The sequence below is a fragment of the Kitasatospora sp. NPDC057738 genome (assembly GCF_042798815.1).
Taxonomy (GTDB): Bacteria; Actinomycetota; Actinomycetes; order Streptomycetales; family Streptomycetaceae; genus Kitasatospora; species Kitasatospora lactacystinica.
The window spans coordinates 121,215-144,074 of sequence record NZ_JBHVJT010000012.1 but is presented as its reverse complement, the minus strand read 5'-3'; the positions used below and the strand labels follow the sequence as shown (position 1 = coordinate 144,074).

The 22,860-nt window shown below is 69.0% G+C and carries 19 protein-coding genes and 1 pseudogene; 12 read left to right on the top strand and 8 right to left on the bottom strand.

Translation table 11 applies throughout. From position 1 onward, the window contains the following. Positions 1-859: 859 nt before the first annotated feature. The 10 genes from ACFVGO_RS09375 (at position 860) to ACFVGO_RS09330 (ending at position 12,715) form a co-directional block, all read left to right on the top strand. The gene (locus ACFVGO_RS09375) at positions 860-1,936 is read left to right on the top strand and encodes a terpene synthase family protein (protein WP_380631253.1); all 1,077 of its coding nucleotides are present in this window, start codon (positions 860-862) and stop codon (positions 1,934-1,936) included. A 63-nt stretch (positions 1,937-1,999) separates the two neighbouring features. Then, complete coding sequence (locus ACFVGO_RS09370) at positions 2,000-3,391, top strand: cytochrome P450 (RefSeq protein WP_359899644.1); 1,392 nt, start codon at positions 2,000-2,002, stop codon at positions 3,389-3,391. A gap of 287 nt (positions 3,392-3,678) precedes the next feature. Continuing rightward, positions 3,679-4,755, top strand: coding sequence for a polyprenyl synthetase family protein (locus ACFVGO_RS09365; RefSeq protein WP_359899642.1), 1,077 nt, complete (start codon positions 3,679-3,681; stop codon positions 4,753-4,755). A gap of 365 nt (positions 4,756-5,120) precedes the next feature. Further along, positions 5,121-6,104 carry a mevalonate kinase gene (gene mvk / locus ACFVGO_RS09360; protein ID WP_380631252.1) on the top strand — a complete coding sequence of 328 codons (984 nt, stop codon included), beginning with the start codon at positions 5,121-5,123 and terminating at the stop codon, positions 6,102-6,104. Continuing rightward, complete coding sequence (mvaD, locus tag ACFVGO_RS09355; RefSeq protein WP_380357408.1) at positions 6,097-7,149, top strand: diphosphomevalonate decarboxylase; 1,053 nt, start codon at positions 6,097-6,099, stop codon at positions 7,147-7,149. The genes mvk and mvaD overlap by 8 nt, the downstream gene beginning before the upstream one ends. Further along, positions 7,146-8,273 (top strand): phosphomevalonate kinase, encoded by a 1,128-nt coding sequence (locus ACFVGO_RS09350; protein WP_380631251.1) that lies wholly within the window; start codon positions 7,146-7,148, stop codon positions 8,271-8,273. Before mvaD ends, ACFVGO_RS09350 begins: the two co-directional genes overlap by 4 nt. Next, positions 8,270-9,361, top strand: a complete 1,092-nt coding sequence (fni, locus tag ACFVGO_RS09345) for a type 2 isopentenyl-diphosphate Delta-isomerase (RefSeq protein ID WP_380631250.1) — start codon at positions 8,270-8,272, stop codon at positions 9,359-9,361. Before ACFVGO_RS09350 ends, fni begins: the two co-directional genes overlap by 4 nt. Further along, positions 9,358-10,419 carry a hydroxymethylglutaryl-CoA reductase gene (locus ACFVGO_RS09340; RefSeq protein WP_359899635.1) on the top strand — a complete coding sequence of 354 codons (1,062 nt, stop codon included), beginning with the start codon at positions 9,358-9,360 and terminating at the stop codon, positions 10,417-10,419. The genes fni and ACFVGO_RS09340 overlap by 4 nt, the downstream gene beginning before the upstream one ends. Before the next feature lie 2 nt (positions 10,420-10,421). After that, positions 10,422-11,597: a hydroxymethylglutaryl-CoA synthase gene (locus tag ACFVGO_RS09335; RefSeq protein ID WP_224279294.1), complete on the top strand. Its 1,176-nt coding sequence runs from the start codon at positions 10,422-10,424 to the stop codon at positions 11,595-11,597. A 137-nt stretch (positions 11,598-11,734) separates the two neighbouring features. Continuing rightward, positions 11,735-12,715 carry a 3-oxoacyl-ACP synthase III family protein gene (locus ACFVGO_RS09330; protein ID WP_380631249.1) on the top strand — a complete coding sequence of 327 codons (981 nt, stop codon included), beginning with the start codon at positions 11,735-11,737 and terminating at the stop codon, positions 12,713-12,715. Positions 12,716-12,780: 65 nt separating this feature from the next. Here ACFVGO_RS09330 and ACFVGO_RS09325 read toward each other — a convergent pair whose 3' ends face one another. The 3 genes and pseudogenes from ACFVGO_RS09325 to ACFVGO_RS09315 form a co-directional block, all read right to left on the bottom strand. Further along, positions 12,781-13,017 carry a hypothetical protein gene (locus ACFVGO_RS09325; protein WP_359899629.1) on the bottom strand — a complete coding sequence of 79 codons (237 nt, stop codon included), beginning with the start codon at positions 13,015-13,017 and terminating at the stop codon, positions 12,781-12,783. Then, positions 13,014-13,304 (bottom strand): transposase, encoded by a 291-nt coding sequence (locus ACFVGO_RS09320; protein WP_072653749.1) that lies wholly within the window; start codon positions 13,302-13,304, stop codon positions 13,014-13,016. The genes ACFVGO_RS09325 and ACFVGO_RS09320 overlap by 4 nt, the downstream gene beginning before the upstream one ends. A gap of 789 nt (positions 13,305-14,093) precedes the next feature. Next, positions 14,094-14,231, bottom strand: a pseudogene (locus ACFVGO_RS09315) (exodeoxyribonuclease III); the annotation flags it as partial. A 98-nt stretch (positions 14,232-14,329) separates the two neighbouring features. Here ACFVGO_RS09315 and ACFVGO_RS09310 point away from each other — a divergent pair. After that, positions 14,330-15,880, top strand: a complete 1,551-nt coding sequence (locus tag ACFVGO_RS09310) for a recombinase family protein (protein WP_380631257.1) — start codon at positions 14,330-14,332, stop codon at positions 15,878-15,880. A gap of 394 nt (positions 15,881-16,274) precedes the next feature. Here ACFVGO_RS09310 and ACFVGO_RS09305 read toward each other — a convergent pair whose 3' ends face one another. From ACFVGO_RS09305 to ACFVGO_RS09295, 3 genes are read right to left on the bottom strand one after another with little or no spacing between them, the layout of a single operon-like run. Next, positions 16,275-17,036: a hypothetical protein gene (locus ACFVGO_RS09305; RefSeq protein WP_380631248.1), complete on the bottom strand. Its 762-nt coding sequence runs from the start codon at positions 17,034-17,036 to the stop codon at positions 16,275-16,277. 3 nt (positions 17,037-17,039) lie between these two features. Beyond that, positions 17,040-19,109, bottom strand: coding sequence for a hypothetical protein (locus tag ACFVGO_RS09300; protein ID WP_380631247.1), 2,070 nt, complete (start codon positions 19,107-19,109; stop codon positions 17,040-17,042). After that, positions 19,106-19,540 (bottom strand): hypothetical protein, encoded by a 435-nt coding sequence (locus tag ACFVGO_RS09295; RefSeq protein WP_380631246.1) that lies wholly within the window; start codon positions 19,538-19,540, stop codon positions 19,106-19,108. Before ACFVGO_RS09295 ends, ACFVGO_RS09300 begins: the two co-directional genes overlap by 4 nt. A gap of 328 nt (positions 19,541-19,868) precedes the next feature. Here ACFVGO_RS09295 and ACFVGO_RS09290 point away from each other — a divergent pair, with 328 nt between their 5' ends. Continuing rightward, positions 19,869-20,552 carry a recombinase zinc beta ribbon domain-containing protein gene (locus ACFVGO_RS09290; protein WP_380631256.1) on the top strand — a complete coding sequence of 228 codons (684 nt, stop codon included), beginning with the start codon at positions 19,869-19,871 and terminating at the stop codon, positions 20,550-20,552. Between the two features lie 136 nt (positions 20,553-20,688). Here the strand turns inward: ACFVGO_RS09290 and ACFVGO_RS09285 are convergent, their stop codons facing one another. Further along, positions 20,689-20,850: a hypothetical protein gene (locus ACFVGO_RS09285; protein ID WP_380631245.1), complete on the bottom strand. Its 162-nt coding sequence runs from the start codon at positions 20,848-20,850 to the stop codon at positions 20,689-20,691. Positions 20,851-21,873: 1,023 nt separating this feature from the next. Further along, positions 21,874-22,455 (bottom strand): hypothetical protein, encoded by a 582-nt coding sequence (locus tag ACFVGO_RS09280; RefSeq protein ID WP_380631244.1) that lies wholly within the window; start codon positions 22,453-22,455, stop codon positions 21,874-21,876. Positions 22,456-22,860: the final 405 nt, after the last annotated feature.

Below are 22,860 nucleotides of genomic sequence, written 5' to 3'. Positions count from 1 at the left end.
CAGGTAGACGGCGTCCGGGTGGAACGCCTGGCCGCCGATGGGGGCGACCGGGTTGACGTTCAGGATCAGCACGGTCCGAAGGTCAGGCACGGTGAAGGCGAACAGGTCCGTCATGTCGAGGCGGGCGTCGTCCAGGGGAGCGGAGGTTGGGGCCGCTGAGGTGATGAGACATGCCCACCAGCATGAGCAGCCCTGCCCCTTCGTGCCCGGCTGGCGGGCTCTTCGTGCCGCGGATTCACACCGGTGCCGCCCCGCCGCGTCCGTCGGGCCGTGCTGGTGGAGCGGATCACCGAGCGGGCTCCCCGCCGCCGACGCTGACGGCCGCGCCTTGTTGCCGGCCCGTTGTCCATCGATTGTCTGCCGGGACGCTGGGCTCAGGTGCTGCCCGGGGTGCCGCGACCGTGTTGACCAGGGCGTTGACTGCATGCCGACGAGGTCGTTGATCGTGTGTCTACCAGTATCCCTGACCGTATATCAGGTCCGGTCACGGACTCGGCGGCTTCCGGACGGGGCCGCCGGCGGACGACTCAGGAGGACTCGCATGTCCCGTATTCCCCGAATCTAACTGTCCTGTTCAGTTTCTGACGGCAGTGAGGCATCGAGGACTGCCGAGGGGGGACGGCAGCGAGACGTCGATGACTGCCGAGGGGTGCGGCAGTGGGACGTCAATGAATGCCGCGGGGGGTTGAGGCGCTGACATTGAGTGCTGTTCCTCGAGTCCGCGCCATTTGGGGTCCGTAGTGGGTCGCACACAGCCCCGTCGCCCAAGGCCGTCCAATGCTCCGGGTTTATTCCGGGGGCCACCCCAGCATTACTGTGACATTCCTGCCGCTCAGTCCTGCCCGAAGGGATTTTTGGCATGACAACCGTGCGCCGCACACTTGGCGTTCCGCCATTTTTCTGCCCTTTGCCCGACGCCGTGTACGACAAGCCGGAGGAAATAGATGCCGGCGCCGTCGCCTGGATGTTCCGGCAAGGGTTCCGCAAGGAGGGTGACTGGCTGCCGCGCATGAATGCGGGTTCGTACACCGCACACTGCATGCCGTACGTCCTCGACCGGTGCGCCGAGATCATCACCTATGTCATGTACTGGGGCGGCGCCTGGGACGACGACCTCGACGTGATCCCGGGGCTGGACCAGCCCGCACCGCTGACGGTCCACGTCAGCCGTCTCAAGCACATCCTCGCCTCGCCCAAGTCCGTCGTGCCGCCCGGAGACGCGTACCTCTCCTCCTTCCAGGACTTCTGGAACCACATCTCCACCGTGTCGACCCCGGGCCAGCTCGAGCACCTGCGCCAGGGTTTCTGCAGCTACTTCGACGGCGTGCTGTGGAAATGTGCGAACCAGAGCCTCGGTGAACTCCCCGAACTGGGCGACTACCTGATCATGCGTGGCAACGATGTGGCCGGCCCCTGGCTGACCGCACTCACTCCGATCGGCGGCGGCTACGAACTGACCGCAGCCGAACGCCTCGATCCCCGGGTGCGCGCCGCCTCCGAAGCCGTATCCGTCATCGTCGGTCTCGACAACGACCTGATCTCCATTCACCGGGAGAATCTCCAGGGATTGTTCGACCAGAACGCCATCAGCATCATGGTGCGCGACCGGCAATGCACGCCCGAGGAAGCGGTCGCCGAGGTCCGCGCGCTGCGCGACCGAATCATGTCCCTTTATCTGAATCTGCGTGACCAGGTTTCCGCGACCGCCCGCCCGGAACTGCGACGATACGTCCACGAGATCGGTTACTGGATTCGCGGGCACATCATCTGGGCGGACTTCACCACCCGTTACTGCGCGCCTGTCGACCCGGAGACCGGCGAAGAACAGGACTTCGGTGGCTACGGCCTGCTCTGGGTCGACGAGCCGGCTGACGCCAACCCTGCGCCCCTGCCGATTCCACAGATCGCCTGGTGGTGGGACCAGTTGGAGAAGTGACAGCGGCGAAGCAAAGTCCGACAGGTCCACAAGTTCGCCACTAACCGCATGGAGGTTTGTTCCGTGACAGGCCAGGAAACCCGCAGCTACACGAAGGGCAGCGCACCGAATGCCCTGCCCGTGCTCGGGCACGCGAATCAGCTTCGCAGCGACCCGCTCACCTTCCTCCGATCACTGCCCGAGCAGGGCGATCTCGTGAAGATCATGGTGGGGCCGACCCCCATGTACATCGCGTGCCACCCTGATCTGGTCCACGAGATGCTGACCGACAAGGTCAAGGACTTCGTCAAGGGCGGTCCCGTGATGGACCGCGTGCGCACGGTCCTCGGAGACGGGCTGGTCACGGTCGACGGCCTCGTCCATCGCAAGCAGCGACGCCTGATCCAGCCGTCCTTCCACCCTGCGCGCATCGCCGAGTACGTCGGCATCATGCAGAAGCAGGCAGCCGTGTCGGCTCATGAATGGCCGGAAGGCAAGAACGTCGACCTCCTGATGCAGATGGGCAACCTCAGCGCCGACGTGGCGCTGAGCTGCCTCTTCTCCGAGCCCGGTGAGGGCGAGGTGCGCCGGGGCGGTCACCACGGTCTCCCGACGGCCCTGAACACCGTGATCGACGGCATGTTCTTCCGCATGCTCAACCCGCTGCCGGCGCTGTCCTTCCTGCCCACTCCCGGCAACCAGCGCTACAAGCGGGCGGAGGCGCAGCTGCACCAGGTGGTGAACGAGACCATCGACCGCTACCGCCGCTCGGGCGACGGCGGCGGTCTGTTGCGCACGATGATGACGGAGGTCGACGAGGAGGGGCACCGCTTCACCGACCAGGAGCTGCACGACCAGTCCATCACCCTGCTCCTCGGAGGCGCGGAGACCACCGCCGTCCTGATGTCGTGGATCTTCCACCTGCTGCACGAGAACCCGCAGGTCGCCGCCAAGTTGCACGCGGAGCTCGACGAGGTGCTGGCCGGCCGCCCGGTGACGGCCGAGGACCTGAAGAAGCTGCTGTACACCCGCAACGTCGTCGCCGAGGGTCTGCGCCTCTACCCGCCGGCCTGGCTGCTCAGCCGTCGTGCCGCTGTCGACACCACGCTCGGCGGGCTGCCCGTGCCGGCCGGCACCGAGCTGTCGTACAGTCCCTTCCTGCTGAACCGGGACGCCCGCTACTTCGACGCCCCCGACAGCTTCGAGCCGGACCGGTGGCTCACCATGTCGACCACTCCGCGCAAGGGCGCCTACTTGCCCTTCGGCGCCGGGAACCGCAAGTGCATCGGTGACGCGTTCGCCCTCACCGAGGCCCAGGTCATCGTGGCCACCGTGGCCCAGTACTGGAAGCTGGACCGCGCCCCGGGCACCCGCCCCACGCGCGCCCTCGTGCGGATGAGCCTGCGTCCCGACCAGCTCACGGTGGTGCCGACCCGTCGGCAGCCGGCACGCGAGCCGCAGTCCGCCGCGAGCTGAACCCGTTCCGTTCGACCGACAGGGGCCCGGCGGGTGCCGCACCGGGCCCACCCCTGCCCGGCATGCCCTCCACCATGTGAACCCGCATGTACGGAGGGCATGCCATCCGGCGCGGCCCGAACACCCACCACTCGCCCCTCCCTCGGCGACCCGCACCTGCGGTGCGGCCCGGCGACTGCCGGGACCCTCCTTCGCCCGGCCGGAAAGTGATGCCTCTCGGCGCTTTCCCTCCCATGCCACGTCCTCGCGGACGCGGCCACATGGTCTTGACGAACAGGAGTAACGACATGAACTCGATCACCAGCCTTCGCGAGCTGGGAGCCGACGCCCTGGACTCGGTTCATCTGCGCGGCCTGATCGACGAGCGATTGAACGCCTTCCTCGACGCCAACTGCGACAGGCAACCCCACCTGGTCTCGCTCATCGAGCACCTGCGTGGCTTCCTGACCGCCGGCGGCAAGCGCATCCGGCCGCTCTTGTGCATGGTGGGCTGGCACGCGGCGGGCGGATACGGCGACACGGGGCCCGTCATCGGCGCGGCGGCCTCGCTCGAACTCTTCCACGCCTTCACCCTCATCCACGACGACGTGATGGACGCCTCCGACACCCGGCGTGGCCGTCCGACCCTCCACCGGACGCTGGAGACGGGTGCGGACGCCACGACCGCCGAGCGGTTCGGCACCAATAGCGCGATCCTGCTCGGCGACCTGGTCATGGTGTGGTCGGACGAGCTGCTGTACTCCAGCGGCATCGAGCACGAGCGATTGGTCGCCGTCCGACCGCTGCTGGACGCCATGCGCACCGAGGTGATGATCGGTCAGTACCTGGACCTGCTGGCCACCGGGAAGCCCAACGAGGACGTCGAACGGTCGCTGGCCGTGATCCGCTACAAGACGGCGAAGTACACCGTGGAGCGGCCGCTGCACATCGGCGCGGTCCTTGCCGGAGCGGACCAGGCCCTGCTGGACGTCTTCACCGCCTACGCCCTTCCGATCGGCGAGGCCTTCCAATTGCGCGACGACCTCCTCGGCGTCTTCGGCGACCCGTCCAAGACCGGCAAGTCGGTCCTGGACGACCTGCGGGAGGGCAAGGCGACCGCTCTGATGGCACACGCCCTCCACGCCGCCGGCGCCGAGCAGGCGCGGGTGCTGAGGTCCCTGGTCGGCGACCCGGACCTGGACGAGGCAGGCGCCGAGACGGTTCGCGGGATCCTGCGGGCCACGGGCGCCGCCGACAAGGTAGAGCAGATGATCACCGATCGTGTGCAGCGTGCCCGGCGGGTCCTGGACGAGACCCCGTTCCCGGACGAGGTCAGGAAGACCCTCGAAACCTTCGTCACCACCACGACACTCCGGACCACCTGAGCACCACGTCGGCGCGGGTCGCCACCGTCCCGGCGCCGCCACACGCGTCGCTCGCCTCGCGAGCCCACCCCGTCCGGAACCCGCTGCCGGGGGCGACCGGGGGAGAACCGGCCCGGCACCCGCCAGGGACGCGGTTCCGCGAGCACGCACCGTCGGGTGCGGCTCGACGCCCTGGCCCGCCCTGCGCGATGACATCGCTCGGGCCGGCGGCCGCGACCGCCGGCCACGGTGGTCCGGGGGTGGCCCGGGCATGACGCGGCGCGCGGTCGAACGGGCTTACTTCATTCCTTCCTAGAAATCTGGATGACGCGATCTCAATGGAATTTCGACAAGGGGAGCTGAGCACGTCGACTCCACCGGCCTCGGTGGCAGGGACAGCGGACAGCCGCCGTGCTCGCTCGGTCGGCACCGGCCACGCCCATGCCAAGGCCATATTGCTGGGGGAGCACGCGGTCGTCTACGGAGCCCCGGCGCTCGCCCTGCCCGTTCCGCAGCTGTCGATCACCGCCAGCGTCGGGTTCTCCACCCGCGGTGAAGAACCGGCAGGTGTGTCCTTCACGATGACCGGATCCGCCTGGAAGGAGGTCGGAACGCAGGCATCCGAGGGGCTGCGTCGGCTGACCACCGACTTCAGGGCATCCACGGGCATCGACGACGGCCAGCATCTCGATGTGATCATCGACGGTTCGATCCCGCTCGGCAGGGGGCTCGGCTCCAGCGCGGCCTGCGCCCGTGCCGTCGTCCTCGCCCTGGCCGACCTCTGCGGCCGCGAGGTCTCGCAGCGGACGGTGTTCGACCTGGTGCAGACCGCCGAGAACGTGGTGCACGGCAAGGCCAGCGGCGTCGACGCCATCACCGTCGGCGCGAGCGCGCCGTTGCTGTTCCACGCGGGCGAGGCCCGCACGCTGCTGGTGGGCTGCGACGCGTTGTTTGTCATCGCGGACAGCGGCACCGTCGGCAGCACCAAGGAAGCGGTCGACAAGCTGCGGGAGAGGTTCCGACTCCACGCCGGAGCACAGGAGCGGTTCGTCCGCCGGGCGTCGGAACTGACCAGCGAAGCCGTGACCACCCTCGCCGCCGGCCGGCCGGAGGAGCTCGGCTTCCTGCTGACGGAGTACCACGGAATGCTCCGCGAGGCCGGGCTGAGCACTGACCGGATCGAGGGGATGGTGAGTGCCGCGCTCGCCGCAGGAAGCCTCGGCGCCAAGATCACCGGGGGTGGACTGGGCGGCTGCGTGCTCGCTCTGACCCAGCCCGAGCAGGCGAGAGAGGTCACCCGGCGGCTGCACGAAGCGGGGGCCGTGCAGACGTGGATCGTCCCACTGAGGAGGCTCGTCACGCATGTCTGAGCAACAGATCACCGTGCGCCGCCTGCAGGACCGGCAGGGCGCGAACGGGGCCACCGCCGTCGCGCACCCGAACATCGCGCTGATCAAGTACTGGGGGAAGCGCGACGAGCGCCTCTTCCTGCCGTGGACCAGCAGTCTGTCGATGACTCTTGACATCTTCCCCACGACCACCCGGGTCCACCTCGACGCCGAGGCTTCGGACGACGAAGTGACCTTCAACGGCGTACCCGCGGCGGGCGAGGAGCGGCGGCGCATCGCCGGGTTCCTCGACCTGGTGCGCCGGCGGGCCGGGCTCACGCACCGGGCCGTCGTCGACACCCGCAACACCGTACCCACCGGGGCGGGCCTGGCGTCCTCCGCCAGCGGCTTCGCCGCGCTCGCCGTCGCCGCCGCCGCCGCGTACGGACTGGACCTCGACGGCACCGGTCTCTCCCGCCTGGCCCGCCGCGGTTCCGGCTCGGCCTCGCGGTCGATCTTCGGCGGCTTCGCCGTCTGGAACGCTGGCAACCCCACGGCGCCGCCCGCGGAGGCCGACCTCAGCTCCTACGCCGAGCCGGTACGGACGGGCGACCTCGACCCCGCACTGGTCATCGCGGTGGTCAACGCTGGCCCCAAGGAGGTGTCCAGTCGCGCGGCGATGCGCCGCACCGTCGAGACCTCGCCCCTGTTCGAGCCTTGGGCCGCGTCGAGCCGGGACGACTTGACCGAGATGAGGGCGGCGCTCCTGCGCGGCGACCTCGACACGGTGGGTGAGATCGCTGAGCGCAACTCTCTCGGCATGCACGCGACCATGCTGGGCGCGCGCCCTGCAGTGCGCTACCTCGCGCCCGCCTCGCTCACCGTCCTCGACAGCGTGCTGGGGCTGCGGCGCGACGGCATACCGGCCTACGCGACCATGGACGCCGGACCGAACGTCAAGGTGCTCTGCCGTCGTACGGACGCCGACCGGGTCGCCGAGGCCGTGCGCGACGCTGCCGCGGGCGGCACCGTGCACATCGCCGGGCCCGGACAGGGCGCCCGCCTGGTGGACGCGGGCGGACGATGACCTCCGGGCGAACGGTCGTCCGCAGTGCGCCCGGCAAGCTGTTCGTCACGGGCGAGTACGCGGTGGTGGAGCCCGGTACCCCGGCCATCGTGGTGGCCGTGGACCGGGAGATCACCGCCACGGTGACCCTCTCCGAAACGGCCGACATCGTGATCTCCTCCGATCTCGTCCCCCGGGCGGTGAACTGGCGATGGCTCGACGGCCGGCTCCACGCTCCCGGCACGGAGAACGGGGAAGCCGACGGACACGGCGCGCGGGGCGCACTGGGGCACGTGGTGGCAGCGGTCGAGACCGTGGGACGACTGCTGGCCGAACGCGGCCTGCCCATGCCCGGGCTGGACCTCTCGATCGGCAGCCGGCTGCATGACAACGGCCGCAAGTACGGCCTGGGGTCGAGCGGCGCGGTGACCGTGGCCACGATCGACGCCATCACGTCCCTGTGCGGACTGGACCTCTCACCTGACGCCCGGTACCGCCTGGCCGTGATCTCCTCGGTCGGGATCGACCCCGTGGGCTCCGGCGGTGACCTCGCCGCCAGTACCTGGGGCGGCTGGATCGCGTACCAGGCACCCGACCGGGCCTTCGTGCTCGACCTCACCCGCCGGTACGGCGTCGAGGAGGCGTTGCGCACGCCCTGGCCGGGCCACTCGGTCCGGAGGCTTCCGGCCCCGCGCGGCCTCGCCCTCGAAGTCGGCTGGACCGGCAACCCGGCCTCCACCGCCTCGCTCGTGTCCGGTCTGCACCGCCGGATCTGGCGCGGCACCGCGTCGCACCGCGCGTTCGTGGAGACCTCCACCGACTTCGTACGCGCCTCGATCACCGCTCTCGAGGCCGGCGACGACCAAAGCCTGCTGTACCAGATCCGCCGTGCCCGGCGGGAGTTGGCCCGCCTCGACGACGAAGTCGGGCTCGGCATCTTCACACCCGAGCTGACGGCCCTGTGCACGGTCGCCGAAACCGTCGGCGGTGCCGCCAAGCCGTCGGGCGCGGGCGGCGGCGACTGCGGCATCGCGCTGCTCGATGCCGAGGCCATGCACGACATCTCACATGTACGGCAGCGGTGGGCCGCGGCCGGGGTGCTGCCCCTGCCCGTCCGGCCCGCCCCGGAAGGGACCGAGAAATGAGCGCTCAGCGCAAGGACGACCACGTCCGGCTCGCCATCGAGCAGCAGGACACCCGCAGCGGGATCAACCAGTTCGACGAGGTGTCCTTCGTCCATCACGCCCTGGCCGGCATCGACCGGCCGCAGGTGTCCCTGGACACGACCTTCGCCGGGATCTCCTGGCAGGTGCCGCTCTACATCAACGCGATGACCGGCGGGACCGCCAAGACCGGCGTCATCAACCGAGGTCTGGCGATAGCGGCCCGCGAGACCGGGGTACCCATCGCGTCGGGCTCGATGCACGCCTACTTGAAGGACCCGACGTGCGCCGACACCTTCCGCGTCCTGCGCCAGGAGAACCCCCACGGTTTTGTCATAGCAAATGTCAACGCGACGGCATCGGTCGACGACACCCGGCGTGCCCTCGATCTGCTGGAGGCCGACGCCCTGCAGATCCACGTCAACACGGCGCAGGAAACGGCCATGCCGGAAGGCGACCGGTCCTTCGGGTCCTGGGTCCCGCAGATCGAGAAGATCGCGGCGGCCGTTGACGTACCCGTGATCGTCAAGGAGGTCGGCAACGGCCTGAGCCGGGAAACCGTCCTGCTGCTGCGACAACTGGGGGTCCACGCGGCGGACGTCGGCGGCCGGGGCGGCACCGACTTCGCCCGGATCGAGAACGGCCGGCGACCGCTCGGCGACTACGCGTTCCTCCACGACTGGGGCCAGTCCACCGCCGCCTGTCTCCTGGACGCTCAGAGCGCCGGTCTTCCCGTGCTCGCCTCCGGCGGCGTCCGCCATCCCCTCGACGTCGCCCGCGCCCTGGCCCTGGGCGCCTCCGGCGTCGGGGCCTCCGGAGTGTTCCTGCGCACCCTGCTCGACGGCGGTCCCGAGGCGCTGATCGAGCAGCTCACGAACTGGCTGGACCAGCTCGCGGCCCTCCAGACCATGCTCGGCGCGCGCACTCCCGCGGACCTCGCGAGCAACGACCTGATCATCCACGGCACCCTCCGTTCCTTCTGCACCGACCGGGGCATCGACACGGGGCGACTCGCCCGGCGTTCCCGATCGGCCGACACCCTTCACAACGCGACAGGAAAAGCACAGTGACCGACACACACGCCATTGCCAGGGTCCCCATGAAGTGGGTCGGACCCCTTCGAGTCTCCGGGAACGTCGCCAACACCGAGACCCACGTTCCCCTCGCCACCTACGAGACACCGCTGTGGCCCTCCGTGGGCCGCGGCGCGAAGGTGTCCATGCTCACCGAGCAGGGCATCGTCGCCACCCTCGTTGACGAGCGCATGACCCGCTCGGTGCTCGTCGAGGCGACCGACGCCCAGACCGCGTACACGGCCGCCCGCGCCATCGAGGCGCAGATCGAGGAACTGCGCGCCGTGGTCCGCAGCTGTAGCCGGTTCGCCGAGCTGCTCACCGTCCGGCACGAGATCGCGGGCAACCTGCTGTTCATCCGGTTCGAGTTCAGCACCGGCGACGCCTCCGGCCACAACATGGCCACGCTCGCCTCCGACAATCTGCTGACGCACCTGCTGCGGACCGTTCCGGGAATCTCCTACGGATCGATCTCCGGGAACTACTGCACGGACAAGAAGGCGACCGCGATCAACGGCATCCTCGGCCGCGGGAAGAACGTGGTCACGGAACTGCTCGTCCCGCGCGACGTGGTGGAAGGCGTCCTGCACACCACTGCCGCCAGGATCGTCCAGCTGAACATCCGCAAGAACCTGCTCGGGACCCTGCTGGCCGGCGGCATCCGCTCGGCCAACGCCCACTACGCCAACATGCTGCTCGGCTTCTACCTGGCCACCGGGCAGGACGCGGCCAACATCGTCGAGGGCTCCCAGGGCGTCACCCTGGCCGAGGACCGCGACGGTGACCTCTACTTCTCCTGCAATCTGCCCAACCTGATCGTCGGCACCGTGGGCAACGGCAAGGGCCTGGAGTTCGTGGAGACGAACCTGACCCGCCTCGGCTGCCGCGCGGACCGCGCCCCCGGCGAGAACGCGCGCCGGCTCGCCGTCATCGCGGCGGCGACGGTCCTCTGCGGCGAGCTCTCGCTGCTCGCGGCGCAGACCAACCCGGGTGAACTCATGCGTGCACACGTCGAACTGGAGCGCGACAACAAGACAGCAAAGGTCGGTGCCTGAACATGTCCAACGCCGCTTCCTTCGGAATCCACGATCTCTCCTTCGCGACGACCGAATACGTCCTGTCGCACGCGGCACTCGCCGAGTACAACGGCACGGAGATCGGCAAGTACCACATAGGCATCGGCCAGCGGTCGATGAGCGTGTGCGCCGCGGACGAGGACATCGTGACCCTGGGGGCCGCCGCCGCGGCCCCGATCATCGCCCGGCACGGTTCCGAACGGATCCGGACGGTGGTCTTCGCGACGGAATCCTCGATCGACCAGGCGAAGTCCGCCGGCATCTACGTGCATTCACTGCTCGGCCTGCAATCGGCCTGCCGCGTCGTCGAACTGAAGCAGGCCTGCTACGGAGCCACGGCCGCCCTGCAATTCGCCATCGGACTCGTACGACGCGACCCCGACCAGCAGGTCCTGGTGATCGCGAGCGACGTCTCCAAGTACGAACTGGACAGCCCCGGCGAGGCGACCCAGGGTGCCGCCGCGGTGGCGATGCTGGTCAGCGCCGACCCCGCCCTGGTCTGCATCGAGAACGCCTCGGGCCTGTTCACCGCCGACGTGATGGACTTCTGGCGGCCGAACTACCGCACCACCGCCCTCGTCGACGGGCAGGAATCCGTCGAAGCGTACCTGCAGGCGGTCGCAGGCAGCTGGAAGGACTACGGCGAGCAGGGCGGGCGCACACTCGACGAGTTCGCCGCGTTCTGCTACCACCAGCCGTTCACAAAGATGGCCTACAAGGCACACCGCCACCTGCTCAACCACGCGGGCCACAGCGCCGACCAGGCCGACATCGAGCACGCCATCGGGCAGACCGTGGCCTACAACACCTCCATCGGCAACAGCTACACCGCCTCGGTGTACCTCGCTCTCGCCGCGCTGCTCGACCAGGCGGACGACCTGACCGACCGGCCCATCGGCTTCCTCAGCTACGGTTCCGGCAGCGTCGCCGAGTTCTTCGCGGGCACGGCCGTCCCCGGCTACCGCGAACACCTGCGGACCGCAGCGAACCTGGCGGCGATAGCCAGGCGCAAGCCGGTCGACCACGCCCGCTATCGCGAGCTGCACGAGTGGTCCTTCCCGGCCGACGGAGGAGACCACCCCACCCCGCAGCAGACCACCGGGCCCTTCCGGCTGGCCGGCGTCAGCGGTCACAAGCGCATCTACCAGGCGCGCTAGAACACCTGCGATCCCGAACACCTGCGGTCCCATGCGTGCGGGGGCAGCCTCCGCGGCTGCTCCCGCACGCGCCCGCCACGGCCGCAGGCCAGTTCTACACACACCGTTCTCCATCCATTTGAGGGGAGGGCAGCCGTATGACCGACGTCAGGATTCTCGGTACGGGTGCCTATGTGCCGGAGCGAATCGTGTCCAATGACGAGGCCGCGGCGGCGGCGGGGGTCGACGACGCGTGGATCACCGACAGGACCGGCATCCGGGAACGGCGATGGGCTGCCGACGGCCAGGCCACCTCGGACATGGCCACCGCCGCGGGGCGTGCCGCGCTGAGGTCGGCCGGCATCTCCGCCGAGGAGCTGTCCGTGATCGTGGTCGCCACGTCCACACCCGACCGGCCGCAACCGCCCACCGCCGCCTACGTCCAGCAGCGGCTCGGCGCGAGCGGCGCGGCCGCGTTCGACGTCAACGCGGTCTGCTCCGGCACGGTGTTCGCGCTCTCCGCGGCCGAGGGCGTACTCGCCCGCACCGGCGGCCATGCGCTGGTCATCGGTGCGGACCTGTACTCCCGCATCCTGAACCGGGCCGACCGCAGGACCGTGATCCTGTTCGGGGACGGCGCCGGAGCCGTGGTCCTGGGGGCGCCGGTCGACCACGGACCACGTGTCCGGCACCTCTCACTGCACTCGTTCGGCGAACTGTCGGGGCTCATCGAGGTGCCCGCCGGCGGCAGCCGCATGCCGGTGGACCAGACGGTCCTCGACGCAGGGCTCCAGTACTTCGCGATGGACGGGCGAGGCGTGCGGAACTTCGTCGGTGACCACCTGCCGCAGCTGGTCAAGGGATTCCTGCACGAATGCGGTGTCGCGCCCGGCGACATCGACCACTTCGTACCGCACCAGGCCAACGGCACCATGCTGGACAGCGTCTTCGCCGACCTGGCACTGCCTCGCGCGACCATGCACCGCACCCTGACGCACTACGCCAACACGGGAGCCGCCTCCATCCCGATCACCCTGGACGCGGCCGCCCGCGCTGGCGCCTTCACCCCCGGCGACCTGATCCTCCTGGCCGGCTTCGGCGGCGGTATGTCGGCGGGATTCGCGCTGGTCGAGTGGTGAGAAGGTCCGGGCCGGTGGGGAAAGCGCCGTAGTGAAGTTCCACCCTGCGGTTGGACGCTCTCCGTCTACGCTGCGAGGGTGTCGTTCCGCGTGAACGCGCGGACGCCGTAGGCGCCCCGGGAGGCGAGGTGGATCACCGCGATCTCGGCGGCCAGGAGGTCTTCGGCCCGTTCGCGGGCGCGACGGTCCTGTTCGCGGGCCCGCCAGGCGTAGAAGGAGGAGCGGGCGATCCCCAGCGCCCGGCAGATCCGCTTGACGCCGAAGGCGCCATGGTGGTCCTCAACGAAACGGAAGCGGATCACCGATTCGTCTCGGCCGCGAAATAGGCGGCCGCCTTGCGCAGGATCTCGATCGTCTTCTGCTGCTCGAGGTTCTGCCGACGAAGTCGGGCGAGCTCCTCGCGCTCGGGGCTGGTCAGGTCACCGGGCCGGCCCTCGCCCCGATCGGTGCGGTCCTGCTTGACCCAGCCCCGCAGCCCCTCCGGGCTGACCCCCAGCTCCCGGGCGATCTCGGTGACGTTCCGGTGCGGAGAAGACCGGACGAGCGCGACCGCGTCCCTCTTGAACTCCGCCGTGTACCGCTTACTCATGTTGCCGTTGCTTCCCACCTGAAACTGTTTCCTCCGGGCTCACATGTCCCAGCCTCCAGGTGTCCAGCCCCAGGGCGGAATTTCAGTCCTTGCCACCACCCGTCGTTCGGACCGGCTCGACGACCTCGAGCGCCGAGGCATCGACCACCCGCTCCTGGACACCGGCGAAATCTCCGACGCCGTACGGAAGTTATACCCGCAGGGCGTCGACGCCGCCCTGGAACTCGTCGGCACCCCCACCCTGCCCGACACCCCACGCAGTACAACCGGCCCGGACTTCACCTCCTACCGGCGATCGTAGGCAGGCCTGCCCGCCTACGATCGCCGCCGAGCGTCGAACGGCACCAGACACCTGGAGCAGGCCGCAGTCGGTGGGCCCCGCCGGCCAGGTCGGGCACGTCCCGCCGGTACAGCTGCGCGACAGCTGTCATGGGGATTGGGTCGGTTCTCGCCAGCCATGGGGCATGCCGTCCAGCGAAGCCAGAACCTCCCGCTCGGGGTCCGTCAGCCCGGGGTCGATTCCGTCCTCGAGAGTGCGCCCCAGGCCTTGGTCAGAATCTGCCGCCGGAGCCGGACCTCCTCCATCCGCTCACCCGTGCTCTGCTTGCGCGGGTGCGTACACACGGGCCACGGCTCGTCGGCCGGCCAGAGCATCGGTCCGCCCGCGGAGCTGTCTCGCATGCAGGGGGTTCTGAGTCGAGGTGCTCACGTCCGGGTACCGCCGTCATGAAGTTGCTGCTGATTAGCCACGAGACCCGGCTTGGAGGCCATTGTCGTTTGGCTATTCAGTTATCGCTCGAAGTCGAACACTGCGGTGACGGGTGCGTGGTCGGACCACCGCTCGGCGTGGGTGGCGGCGCGTTCGACGTAGGCCTCGACGGCTTTGTCGGCCAGGGTTTTCGTGGAAACAACCAGGTCGATGCGCCAGCGGAACGACACCTTTTCGAAAAAGGTCCACCCGTTCGAGTGCAGCCTGTTCGAGGGTGCTCGCTGGCCTGGGCGCTAGGGGACCTCCTGTGAGCATCATGACGGCTTCGGTGCCGGTTCGGGCGGTGGTGGGTTCGCGCGTGTCGGATACGCACGGGGATGAGGGCAAGGTGTCGCACCTGGTGCAGGCGGAGTCCGCGACACGGCACGCGGTCTCGAAGGAGTGGGAGATCGTCGGGTCCTTCGAGGACCTGGACGTCTCCGCGGAGATCACTCCATGGAAGCGCCCGGACCTTGGGCCGTGGCTGACCGAGCGGCAGGGCGAGTGGGACGCGATGGTGTGGGCCAAGGTCGACCGGGCGTTCAGGTCGGCCAAGGACTGCGCGGACGTCGCCCACTGGGCGGAGGAGAACCGCAAGGTCCTGGTCTTCACCGACGACGGCATCACGCTGGACTACCGGCAGGGGCGGGAGTCGTCGTTCGGGAACGAGCTGGCGAAGGTGTTCCTGATGCTGGCGTCGATCTTCGCGGAGATGGAGCTCAAGCGGATCAAGGCCCGCGTCACGGCGGCGCACAAGCACCTGCGGAAGACGGACCGCTGGGCTGGTGGGCAGCCGCCGTACGGGTACCGCATCGTGGACCGTCCAGGTGGTGGGCGCACCCTCGAGCCGGACCCGGTCACCTCCGAGGCCGTCCGCTACATGAGCAAGCTCCTCCTGGAAGGGCAGAGCCAGTGGATGATCGCCACAGCCCTGGAAGCCGCCGGCTTCGACACCCCGGCCACCCACGCGTACAAGAACCAGGGTGACACCTACACGAGCAAGCGGAAGACGCCGCCGTCAAACCACTGGAACCCGACCAGCGTGGGGAAGATCCTGCGTTCGCCGGCGACGATGGGCCTGAAGCTGACCGGTCGCTCGGTGAAGGCGCGCAAGATCGCCCGCGACGCGAAGGGCCTGCCGATCCGGATGGCCAAGCCGCTGTTCACGGAGGAGGAGTGGGCCGCAGTCCAGGCCGCGATGGACGAGCGGTCCATCACGAAGGAGCGCTCGAACGGCGCCTCGCCCTGGCTCGGCGTGCCGCACTGCGACCGATGCGGGGACCGGTTTTACCGGCAGGTGAACCTCGCCAAGAACGGTCGCATCTACGAGTACTACCGCTGCGCGAAGACGGCCGGCAAACCGGCCTGCAAGGGCCAGTCCGTCAAGAGCGAGCGCGTCACCGCCGCGATCACCGCCCTCGTGGATCGCCTCGCCAGCCTGGCGATGACGGTGCGCAGGTTCATCCCCGGCGAGGACCACACCGAACAGCTCAACCACGTCACCCAGGCCATGCGCGACCTGCGCGAGGAGAAGCGCCGCAACCTGTTCGACTACCCCGGCGGCGACGACGAGTACTCCGAAGCCCTCGAAGTCCTCGTCGACGAACGCCGCCGCCTCGCCGTCCTCCCACAACGCCCCTCCGCCTGGGTCGAGGTCGAGACCGGCCAGACCTTCGCCGACGCCTGGGCCCAGGCCGACCAGGAGCACCGGCGCCAGCTCCTTCTCGGCCTCAAGGCCCGTCTCTACATGACACCCACCATCGAAGGCTGGTACTTGCCCAAGGATCTCGTGGCCAGGATCGGGCAGCTCGAACGGATCTGCGTGTAGGCGAGTGGGGTGTGGAGGTGGCGGTTTCCGGGGTTGAGCAAGCTCAGCGGTCAGTACAACTAGGTAGGTGCGAGCCTGCCGGGCTCCCTTGGCTCGGCCAAGGGAGCCCGCCACTACCGTTCGGTGGACCTGGGCGCTCGCTGTGTCGTGTTCGTGGTCGCAGGGGTGTCGGCATCGGCCGGGCGTTGGTGATCGGACAGCAGGTAGGGCAGTTCGTCGGGGTGCTGTGCGAGCCGGGTACGGCGCCAAGCCGCATCGAACGACACGTTTCCTCGCAGAGCGCGTACCAGGCGCCAGGCCCGCCAACTGGTGCATGGTGCCAGCAGGACACGCAGGATGGTCGTGCCCGTCGACGGGTCTTTTCCGCGCCGTCGGCGGCGTTGCCCGGGCCGGTTCACGTTTCACCGTCCGGAGCCGGTGCCGCATGACCGTTCAGGAGTTCGCGGGCCTTCGCGGCGTGCTGGGGGCGGTCGGCGTGGTCCATGCCGCCGGCCACGAAGGAGTACAGCACCTGTTTCTGTGACAGGTGCGGGAAGCTGGCGAGGAAGTCGCGCACTACCTCCAGCACTTCGTGGTCGAGTGTCCGCTCGTGGGCGGGCCGGTACTGCGCGAAGACGGCTGAGAGCTTCTCGGCCTCGCTGTGCGGCGGTTTGCTCCAGTCGGCGCGGTCCTGGTCGGCCCACCGTGCGAGGACGGCCGCCGGGTCGGCCAGCTCCGCCGCCAGCGCTTGTGTTCTCTGGCGGCGCAGGATGTCAGCCACGGCCTGGGTCCGCTGGGCGTCAAGCAGTGCTTCGACGGCGCTCTGGTCGGCGGCGGACAGACGCAGGTCGAGGGTCGCGGTGAATTCGACCGGCGGTTCGGTCGCCAGTCGGCGGCGTTGGCGTAGGTGCTGCTCCAAGGCGTCCTGGGCTGTCCCGGGGTCGGTGGGGTCACACGTGCGGGAGAGGTCGGCGGCCGCCTTTCGCAGGAGGGTGCGGACCGCGACGACGATCGCTTCGCTGGTGTCCGGGTAGGGCGGGCCGGTGATCACGGTCGCGGTGATCCGGGTAGTGAAGCCGATACCCGGACAGGAGCTCGGCAGCCTCGCCTCGATCCGCCGCAGTTCGCGGCGGATTCTTCGGCGTGCCCGGTGCCCTGTCCACCAGGACGAGGGCACGGCTCAGGCCTCCGTGTGCGGGTGGCCGCCGTCGAGGGCTGCCGCCAGGGCCGGGGGGAGCCTGATCTCCTTGCGCAGACTGATGACCGCCTCGTCGTTGGGCACTCCCGGCTCGCCGAAGATGAGGGCAGCGACCGGAGTGGAGTACAGGTGCTGCACGACGACGTCCTGCAGCACCTCGACGACGATGCCCGGCGGGACCAGCCCGGCGCTTTTGGCCTGGGCCCAGGCGGTGAGCAGGTGCTTGCTCTCGGCGACCACCCGGTCGTCGGCCAAGGCGACGCTCCAGCCACGGACCAGGGCCTCCTTCACACCGGTATCGTTCTGGGCCGAGGTCAGCAAGGCCTGAAGGACGCGGGTATCGGTGGTGGGGTCCAAGAGGGCGAGGAAGGCCCGGTGGCCGGCGAGGTGCTTGCGTTCGGTGGCCCACTTGAGGACTGTGGCCCACACCCGGGGCAGGTGCCCTTCTCGCGTGGCGATGTCCCGCAGCGCCTCCTGCGCTGTGGCCACGGCCTCGTCCTTCTCGGGCCTGTCCAGAACGTGCCGAAGCCGCACGAGTGCCTGGCGCGGGTACTGGTCCGCGAAGGCGCCCTGGCAGACCTTGGCGATGGTGGTGGCCACGGCTGGTGAGGGTTCCTGCGCCCAGGCGAGCAGGCGCGCTCGTACGGTCGCGCCGAGCAGGTCGGATTCGGCGGCGATGCCGAGGATGCGTGCGATCAGGTCGCGGTGTTCGGCGCTGTCGGGTCCGGAGTCGATCCAGGTGTGGAACCGGTCGATGACACGGATGTCGTTCTCCGCGGTGGCCAGGGCTACGAGCAGGTCGCTGATGGCGGCGATCCGGTCGGCGCCGGGCTGCTTGGGCTGGATCATGGCATCGAGCCACTCCAGCAGGTGGGGATGGATGTCGGCGCGTTGCTGCCACAGGTGCAGGACGACGGAGAGGGTGTATCCGGGCCGATAGTCGAAGGAGACGGTCCGCCCGCGGACCCGGGCCCCGACGCTTTCCAGTCGCGCCCTCAGGTCAGGGCCAGTCAGAATGGTCCGCACGTCAGTCTTCCGGTTGTCCTTCAGGAGAGCGCGGGCCGCGTCCTGGACCGAGAGGGCGTCGTGCCCGTCGAGGAAGACACCGGCGATGAGCAGGGCTCGGTCGTCCGGGTTGTCATCGGTCGCCTCGAAGACATTCTGGACCTGGTCGCGCCACTGCAGGAAGGTGTCGATGGCCGTGCGCACGCCTGTGGCGGAGTCGTCGGCCGTAGCCAGCAGGCGTGCCAGGCGGGCGGCGTCGGCCGGAGAGCTGCCAGCGGTCAGCAGGTGGGCTGCCTCGCCCGCCGGCGAGCTGTTGAGAAGGTACAGGCGCTCCGCCTTGCGATGCAGGAGCTCCAAGTGCTTCCTGGCCACAGCGAGGGCGGGCGGGCGGGTGATGGCGTGGGTGACAACCGCTGCCAGTCCCGGGGAGGACTCAGGCCATGTGCGCTCAGCGGTGACGACGACCAGGAACGACCCCACGTCGCGCAACGCCTGCGCATGGGCGAGCAACTGCCCGGCCACTGTCTGGCGGTTCCTCCATCCGCTCATCTCGGCGGCGACGTCCAGCAAGTAGACGGTGCCGGGCTGGGCTGGCAGAAGGGTGGCGTCCGGGGAGTCCGGGTCTTCCCAGTCGGGGCTGACCTCCTGTATGGCCAGCGGTTCTTCGCCGTCGACGCGGACCTTCTGGGCCACCTCCCACAGGGCACGCAGACCGACGGAGCGCTTCCCCAGACCGGCTGCGCCGTCGATGACCGCGAGCGCGGGCCCTTCGCCGGTGAGTCGGGCGACGAGCTCGGCCACGACGGGCTGGCCGGAACCCGTCAGTACACCGTCGACCCACGCCAGGCGCACAGCGTCGAGATCGGCAGCCGGGACGTCGGCCGCGGGCAGGAGTGGCTTGGCCGTCATGGTGACCGAGCCGCCCGCCACGATGATCTGGGAGCCGGTGTTGCCGCGAACCGACACTCGCAAGCCGGCCGCCTCGACGGGCCAGAGCACGGTCGCCGGTCCCTGCGCCGCGCCGTCGGTGGGTGTGTGGTCGCTCACCGGCCCGACTCCGGGGACCGGTAGTGGATACCGCCGCCGGCGTTGATGGCACCAGAGGCGATCACGACCTGGCTGTTGGTGTTGTGGTGCACGCTCGTGCGGGCTTGCGGACCGCCCTCGGCGGCCGCCACTTGGTCGATCAGCTCCTGGAGGGCCTCGGCCGCGTCCGGGCGCTTGAGCAGACGGGCAGCGAGCTGGATCGTCAGCTGCCCCCGCAGCCGCCCCTCCAGGCCCTCCTGGCCCTGGCCCTCCAGCAGTTGGCGACGCACCTCGTCGATGAGCCGCAGCTCCTGCTCGACGACCTCATCAGCACCCTCTGCCTCCCCACTGCCTCTGCCGAAGAACCGGGCCACCGCGTCGCGGGCAGTGCCCCAGGTGCTCTTGGCCATCTCCACCACAAGCGCGGCCGCGCCCGCATCAGCGACTTGCATGATGTCCATCAAATCCTCCCCCCAAGCTGAATTCTCGCCCCACAGGAAAAGGCAGTCACTCCCGTGGCTCGTGCGCTGATCAAGGCTGGACCCTGACCCTAGAGCTCCGCAATCGAACTGATCTTCCAGCGTGCATAGTGGACAATCGCCTCCCCGTCCTCACGCAGCGGCGACGGGCAAGGAAGCGCACCCCAGGTGCCATGGAAGAGGAGCGGCGGCGCTGGTCAGCGGTGCCAGGGGAGCCTGCGATGGAGACATTCCCTCTGCTGTGAAGTCAGCTCGCGATTGTCCGAAAATCCCTGTGATAGCGGACCCGCTCATTCCCGAAATGCCGGGGCGCCACACGGAGAGCTGCGAGGAACAGTGGGGGGAAGAGAGACTGAGAGTCGCTCATCAGAAGCCGTGCTCGAACGGCGTCTCGCCCTGGCTCGGCGTTGCGCACTGTGACCGCTGCGGTGACCGGTTCTACCGGCAGGTGAACCTCGCCAAGAACGGCAAGATCTATGAGTACTACCGGTGCGCGAAGACGGCCGGCAAACCCGCCTGCAAGGGCCAGTCCGTCAAGGGCGAGCGCGTCACCGCGGCGATCGCCGCGCTGGTGGACCGGTTGGCTGGCCTGGCAATGACGGTCCGCAGGTTCATTCCAGGTGAGGACCACACCGAGCAGCTCAATCACGTCACCGTGGCGATGAAGGACCTCCGGGAGGAGAAGCGCCGCAACCTGTTCGACTACCCCGGCGGCGACGACGAGTACGCCGAGGCCCTCGAAGTCCTCGTCGACGAACGCCGCCGCCTCGCAGCCCTCCCGCAACGCCCCTCCGCCTGGGTGGAAGTCGTGACCGGCGAGACCTTCGCCGGCGCCTGGACCCAGGCCGACCAGGAAAGGCGCCGCCAGCTCCTCCTCGGCCTCGAGGCGCGCCTCTACATGACACCCGCCATCGAAGGTTGGTACCTGCCCGCCGAACTCGAAGCACGAGTAGCGAAACTGGAGTGCGCCGGAAGCCCGGCATAGTTCGGGTGGTCTGGATCCTTCTCAATAGTGCGCGTGTCATGATCAGACATGAGGTTGGGTAGCGGAGCGTGGGGACAGCGGCAGAAATGAGGCACGTGCAAGTGGGCCTTGGTGAGGTGCACGTGTTGCCGTCGGCTCAGCGGTGACGCCACAGCGAGTGCAGCCGCAGGACGTCCATCTGCCAGTGCTGTTGGAGTCCGTTCTGCGGGTGTGGCAGCTCCATGCCGAGCGCAGCCGCGACCTCGCGGTAGACCCGCGTCGGGGCGTGGTCGCCCGCGACGACAAGGGCCGACAGCAACGGCTCGCCAGCTGGCGTGTCACCGTCGACGCGGGTGAGCAGCTCACGCTGCTCGGATCCCCGCAACCATGGAAGATCGCGATTCAACCGGCGGCTGAGTCCCGACCAGGTGATGGTGGATTGGTGACGGGCGACATCACGGAGAACGTGCCCCACGGCCCCGGCGAGTTCGCTGAGCGAGGGGTCACGTCCGCGCCAGTGGTGTATCGACAGTCATCCTCCAGACAGTCACTGGCCACAGGCACCTCGGCCTGAGAGGGATGACGGAGGTGACCACTGCAGCCCGGCCTAGACTTCGGGCCGCGACTGACCCGAGCCACGCTGACCCGAACGGCATGCGGCTGAGTGGCAGCTAAAGGGAAGCGGTGGCAGCGTCGCGGTATGAACTGGGGCTGGAACCCATCCACTCTGAGCGCTGTAGCGACTGCGGTGACCATGTTGGTCGTGTTGTGGGGCGCTGGTACCTCGGTGCACCGGATCCGAGAGCAGCGTCGGCGGGAGTTCGAGGACTTCTACGTCCGCCGGTATTGGGAGCTCCTGGATCGCCTCTCCCTTGACACCCTGTGTGGGCGCGATCGGGGGCTGCGACTGGGGGAGGGGGAGCAGCGAGCGATTCGTCTTTACTTCCGCTTGGGCGAGGACGAGGCGGACTTGCGGGAGCAGGGCTGGATGTCCGATGCGACCTGGCGGGACTGGTCTGGGGCAATCCGGAGCCAGATGGATCGGGAGCCGTTCTGGCGGTTGTGGCAGGAAGCGCTCGACGACTCCGAGGAGAGAACCGCGAGTACGGGTTTCGGCACCTGCGCGTGCTGTGCGGCATAGAAGGAGCTGGCTACGACCCGCGACCAGGCGCCTGGGTGCGCCTGCAGCGGTGGGCCTCAGACAGAATCCGGCCGCCGAAGGACCACTGACGGCTCGATGCCGCAAGGCTTCCCGGCGAGATCCAGTCTGCGGTCGCGGCACGGGCCCGTGCCCCGCCGGTGGAGTGACCGGCCCCGGCCGGAACTCCTTGTCGGGGGAGGATCAACCGCAGTTGTCACAGACCCCCGTGACCGGCAGTTCGACGAAGCAACGGGGGCACACGGGAGAACGCCGCTCGGCTACGCTGGCGGCGCGCCGACGGGCGATCACGGACTGGAGGCGCGGCGCGAGTGCGGCGGTGCCGCCGTCAGCTGGCAGATTCGAGCAGAACCTCCGGTAACAAGCGAGGCGGGCGTCAGCCGCGTGGTTCTCTCGGGCAAGATCGTCGGGGGCAGGCGGCAGACCCGACACCTGGAGGACCTCGTCGTAGCCGTCGCCGACCATGCCGTCGTCGACACGGACCACCAGAGCCGTCAGCGGTGGGTCTCCACGCCGGTGCGCCTCCCGCACCACACTTCCGAGTACCTGGCCGATCCAGAAGAACGGGGGAACCCTCGTGTACACACCGGTGCGCTCCTGCAAGACCTCGCTGAGGGCACCGTAGGTGATGACCGCGTGGTAGGACCGGGCGACCTCGACCAGTGCCGGGTACACCTCCCGGGTCCACGCGGCCGAAGCCGTGGAGTGGTCCACCTCCACCATCGCGCCGCCCACCACCCGCCAGTAGCTGTACGGCTTCTCCACGCGCCCCCGATCTTTGCCCCTGCATCTGCGCACTACTCGACCTGTGGGCCAGTATTCCAGTACGACTCTATCCAGGGGCTGTCCGCTGCGTGGTCAGCACAAGGCCGCCGGGACCACCCGCCGGGTGGATGGTGGAACCCCGCAGTGGACCCGCCAGCTGCGCCGGCTCCAAGTAACGGGTCTGCCGGTCGGGCGTCGGAGAGACGGCGTTCGGCGCGACATCACTGGGGCCGCGGGCAAAGCCCAACGAGCTGCGCCTGGTGATGCTTCCAAAAGCCTCCAGGCCGAGCCAGCCCCCGATCCGAGCACACCTGATGCCGGGGAGAGAAGAAAAAAAAGGGGGGAAGAGAAAAAGAAAAGAGAGGAGGGAGGGGGAGGGGGGGGAGGGAGGACTTGTACTAAAAC

What these genes read in the sequence shown, in the direction of transcription:
- ACFVGO_RS09320 (WP_072653749.1), bottom strand. Translation starts at nt 13,304, where the DNA reads ATGAGTAAGCGGTACACGGCGGAGTTCAAGAGGGACGCGGTCGCGCTC.
- ACFVGO_RS09365 (WP_359899642.1), top strand. Translation starts at nt 3,679, where the DNA reads ATGAACTCGATCACCAGCCTTCGCGAGCTGGGAGCCGACGCCCTGGAC.
- mvaD (WP_380357408.1), top strand. Translation starts at nt 6,097, where the DNA reads ATGTCTGAGCAACAGATCACCGTGCGCCGCCTGCAGGACCGGCAGGGC.
- ACFVGO_RS09295 (WP_380631246.1), bottom strand. Translation starts at nt 19,540, where the DNA reads ATGCAAGTCGCTGATGCGGGCGCGGCCGCGCTTGTGGTGGAGATGGCC.
- ACFVGO_RS09310 (WP_380631257.1), top strand. Translation starts at nt 14,330, where the DNA reads ATGACGGCTTCGGTGCCGGTTCGGGCGGTGGTGGGTTCGCGCGTGTCG.
- ACFVGO_RS09290 (WP_380631256.1), top strand. Translation starts at nt 19,869, where the DNA reads ATGCCGGGGCGCCACACGGAGAGCTGCGAGGAACAGTGGGGGGAAGAG.
- ACFVGO_RS09330 (WP_380631249.1), top strand. Translation starts at nt 11,735, where the DNA reads ATGACCGACGTCAGGATTCTCGGTACGGGTGCCTATGTGCCGGAGCGA.
- fni (WP_380631250.1), top strand. Translation starts at nt 8,270, where the DNA reads ATGAGCGCTCAGCGCAAGGACGACCACGTCCGGCTCGCCATCGAGCAG.
- ACFVGO_RS09375 (WP_380631253.1), top strand. Translation starts at nt 860, where the DNA reads ATGACAACCGTGCGCCGCACACTTGGCGTTCCGCCATTTTTCTGCCCT.
- ACFVGO_RS09335 (WP_224279294.1), top strand. Translation starts at nt 10,422, where the DNA reads ATGTCCAACGCCGCTTCCTTCGGAATCCACGATCTCTCCTTCGCGACG.
- ACFVGO_RS09350 (WP_380631251.1), top strand. Translation starts at nt 7,146, where the DNA reads ATGACCTCCGGGCGAACGGTCGTCCGCAGTGCGCCCGGCAAGCTGTTC.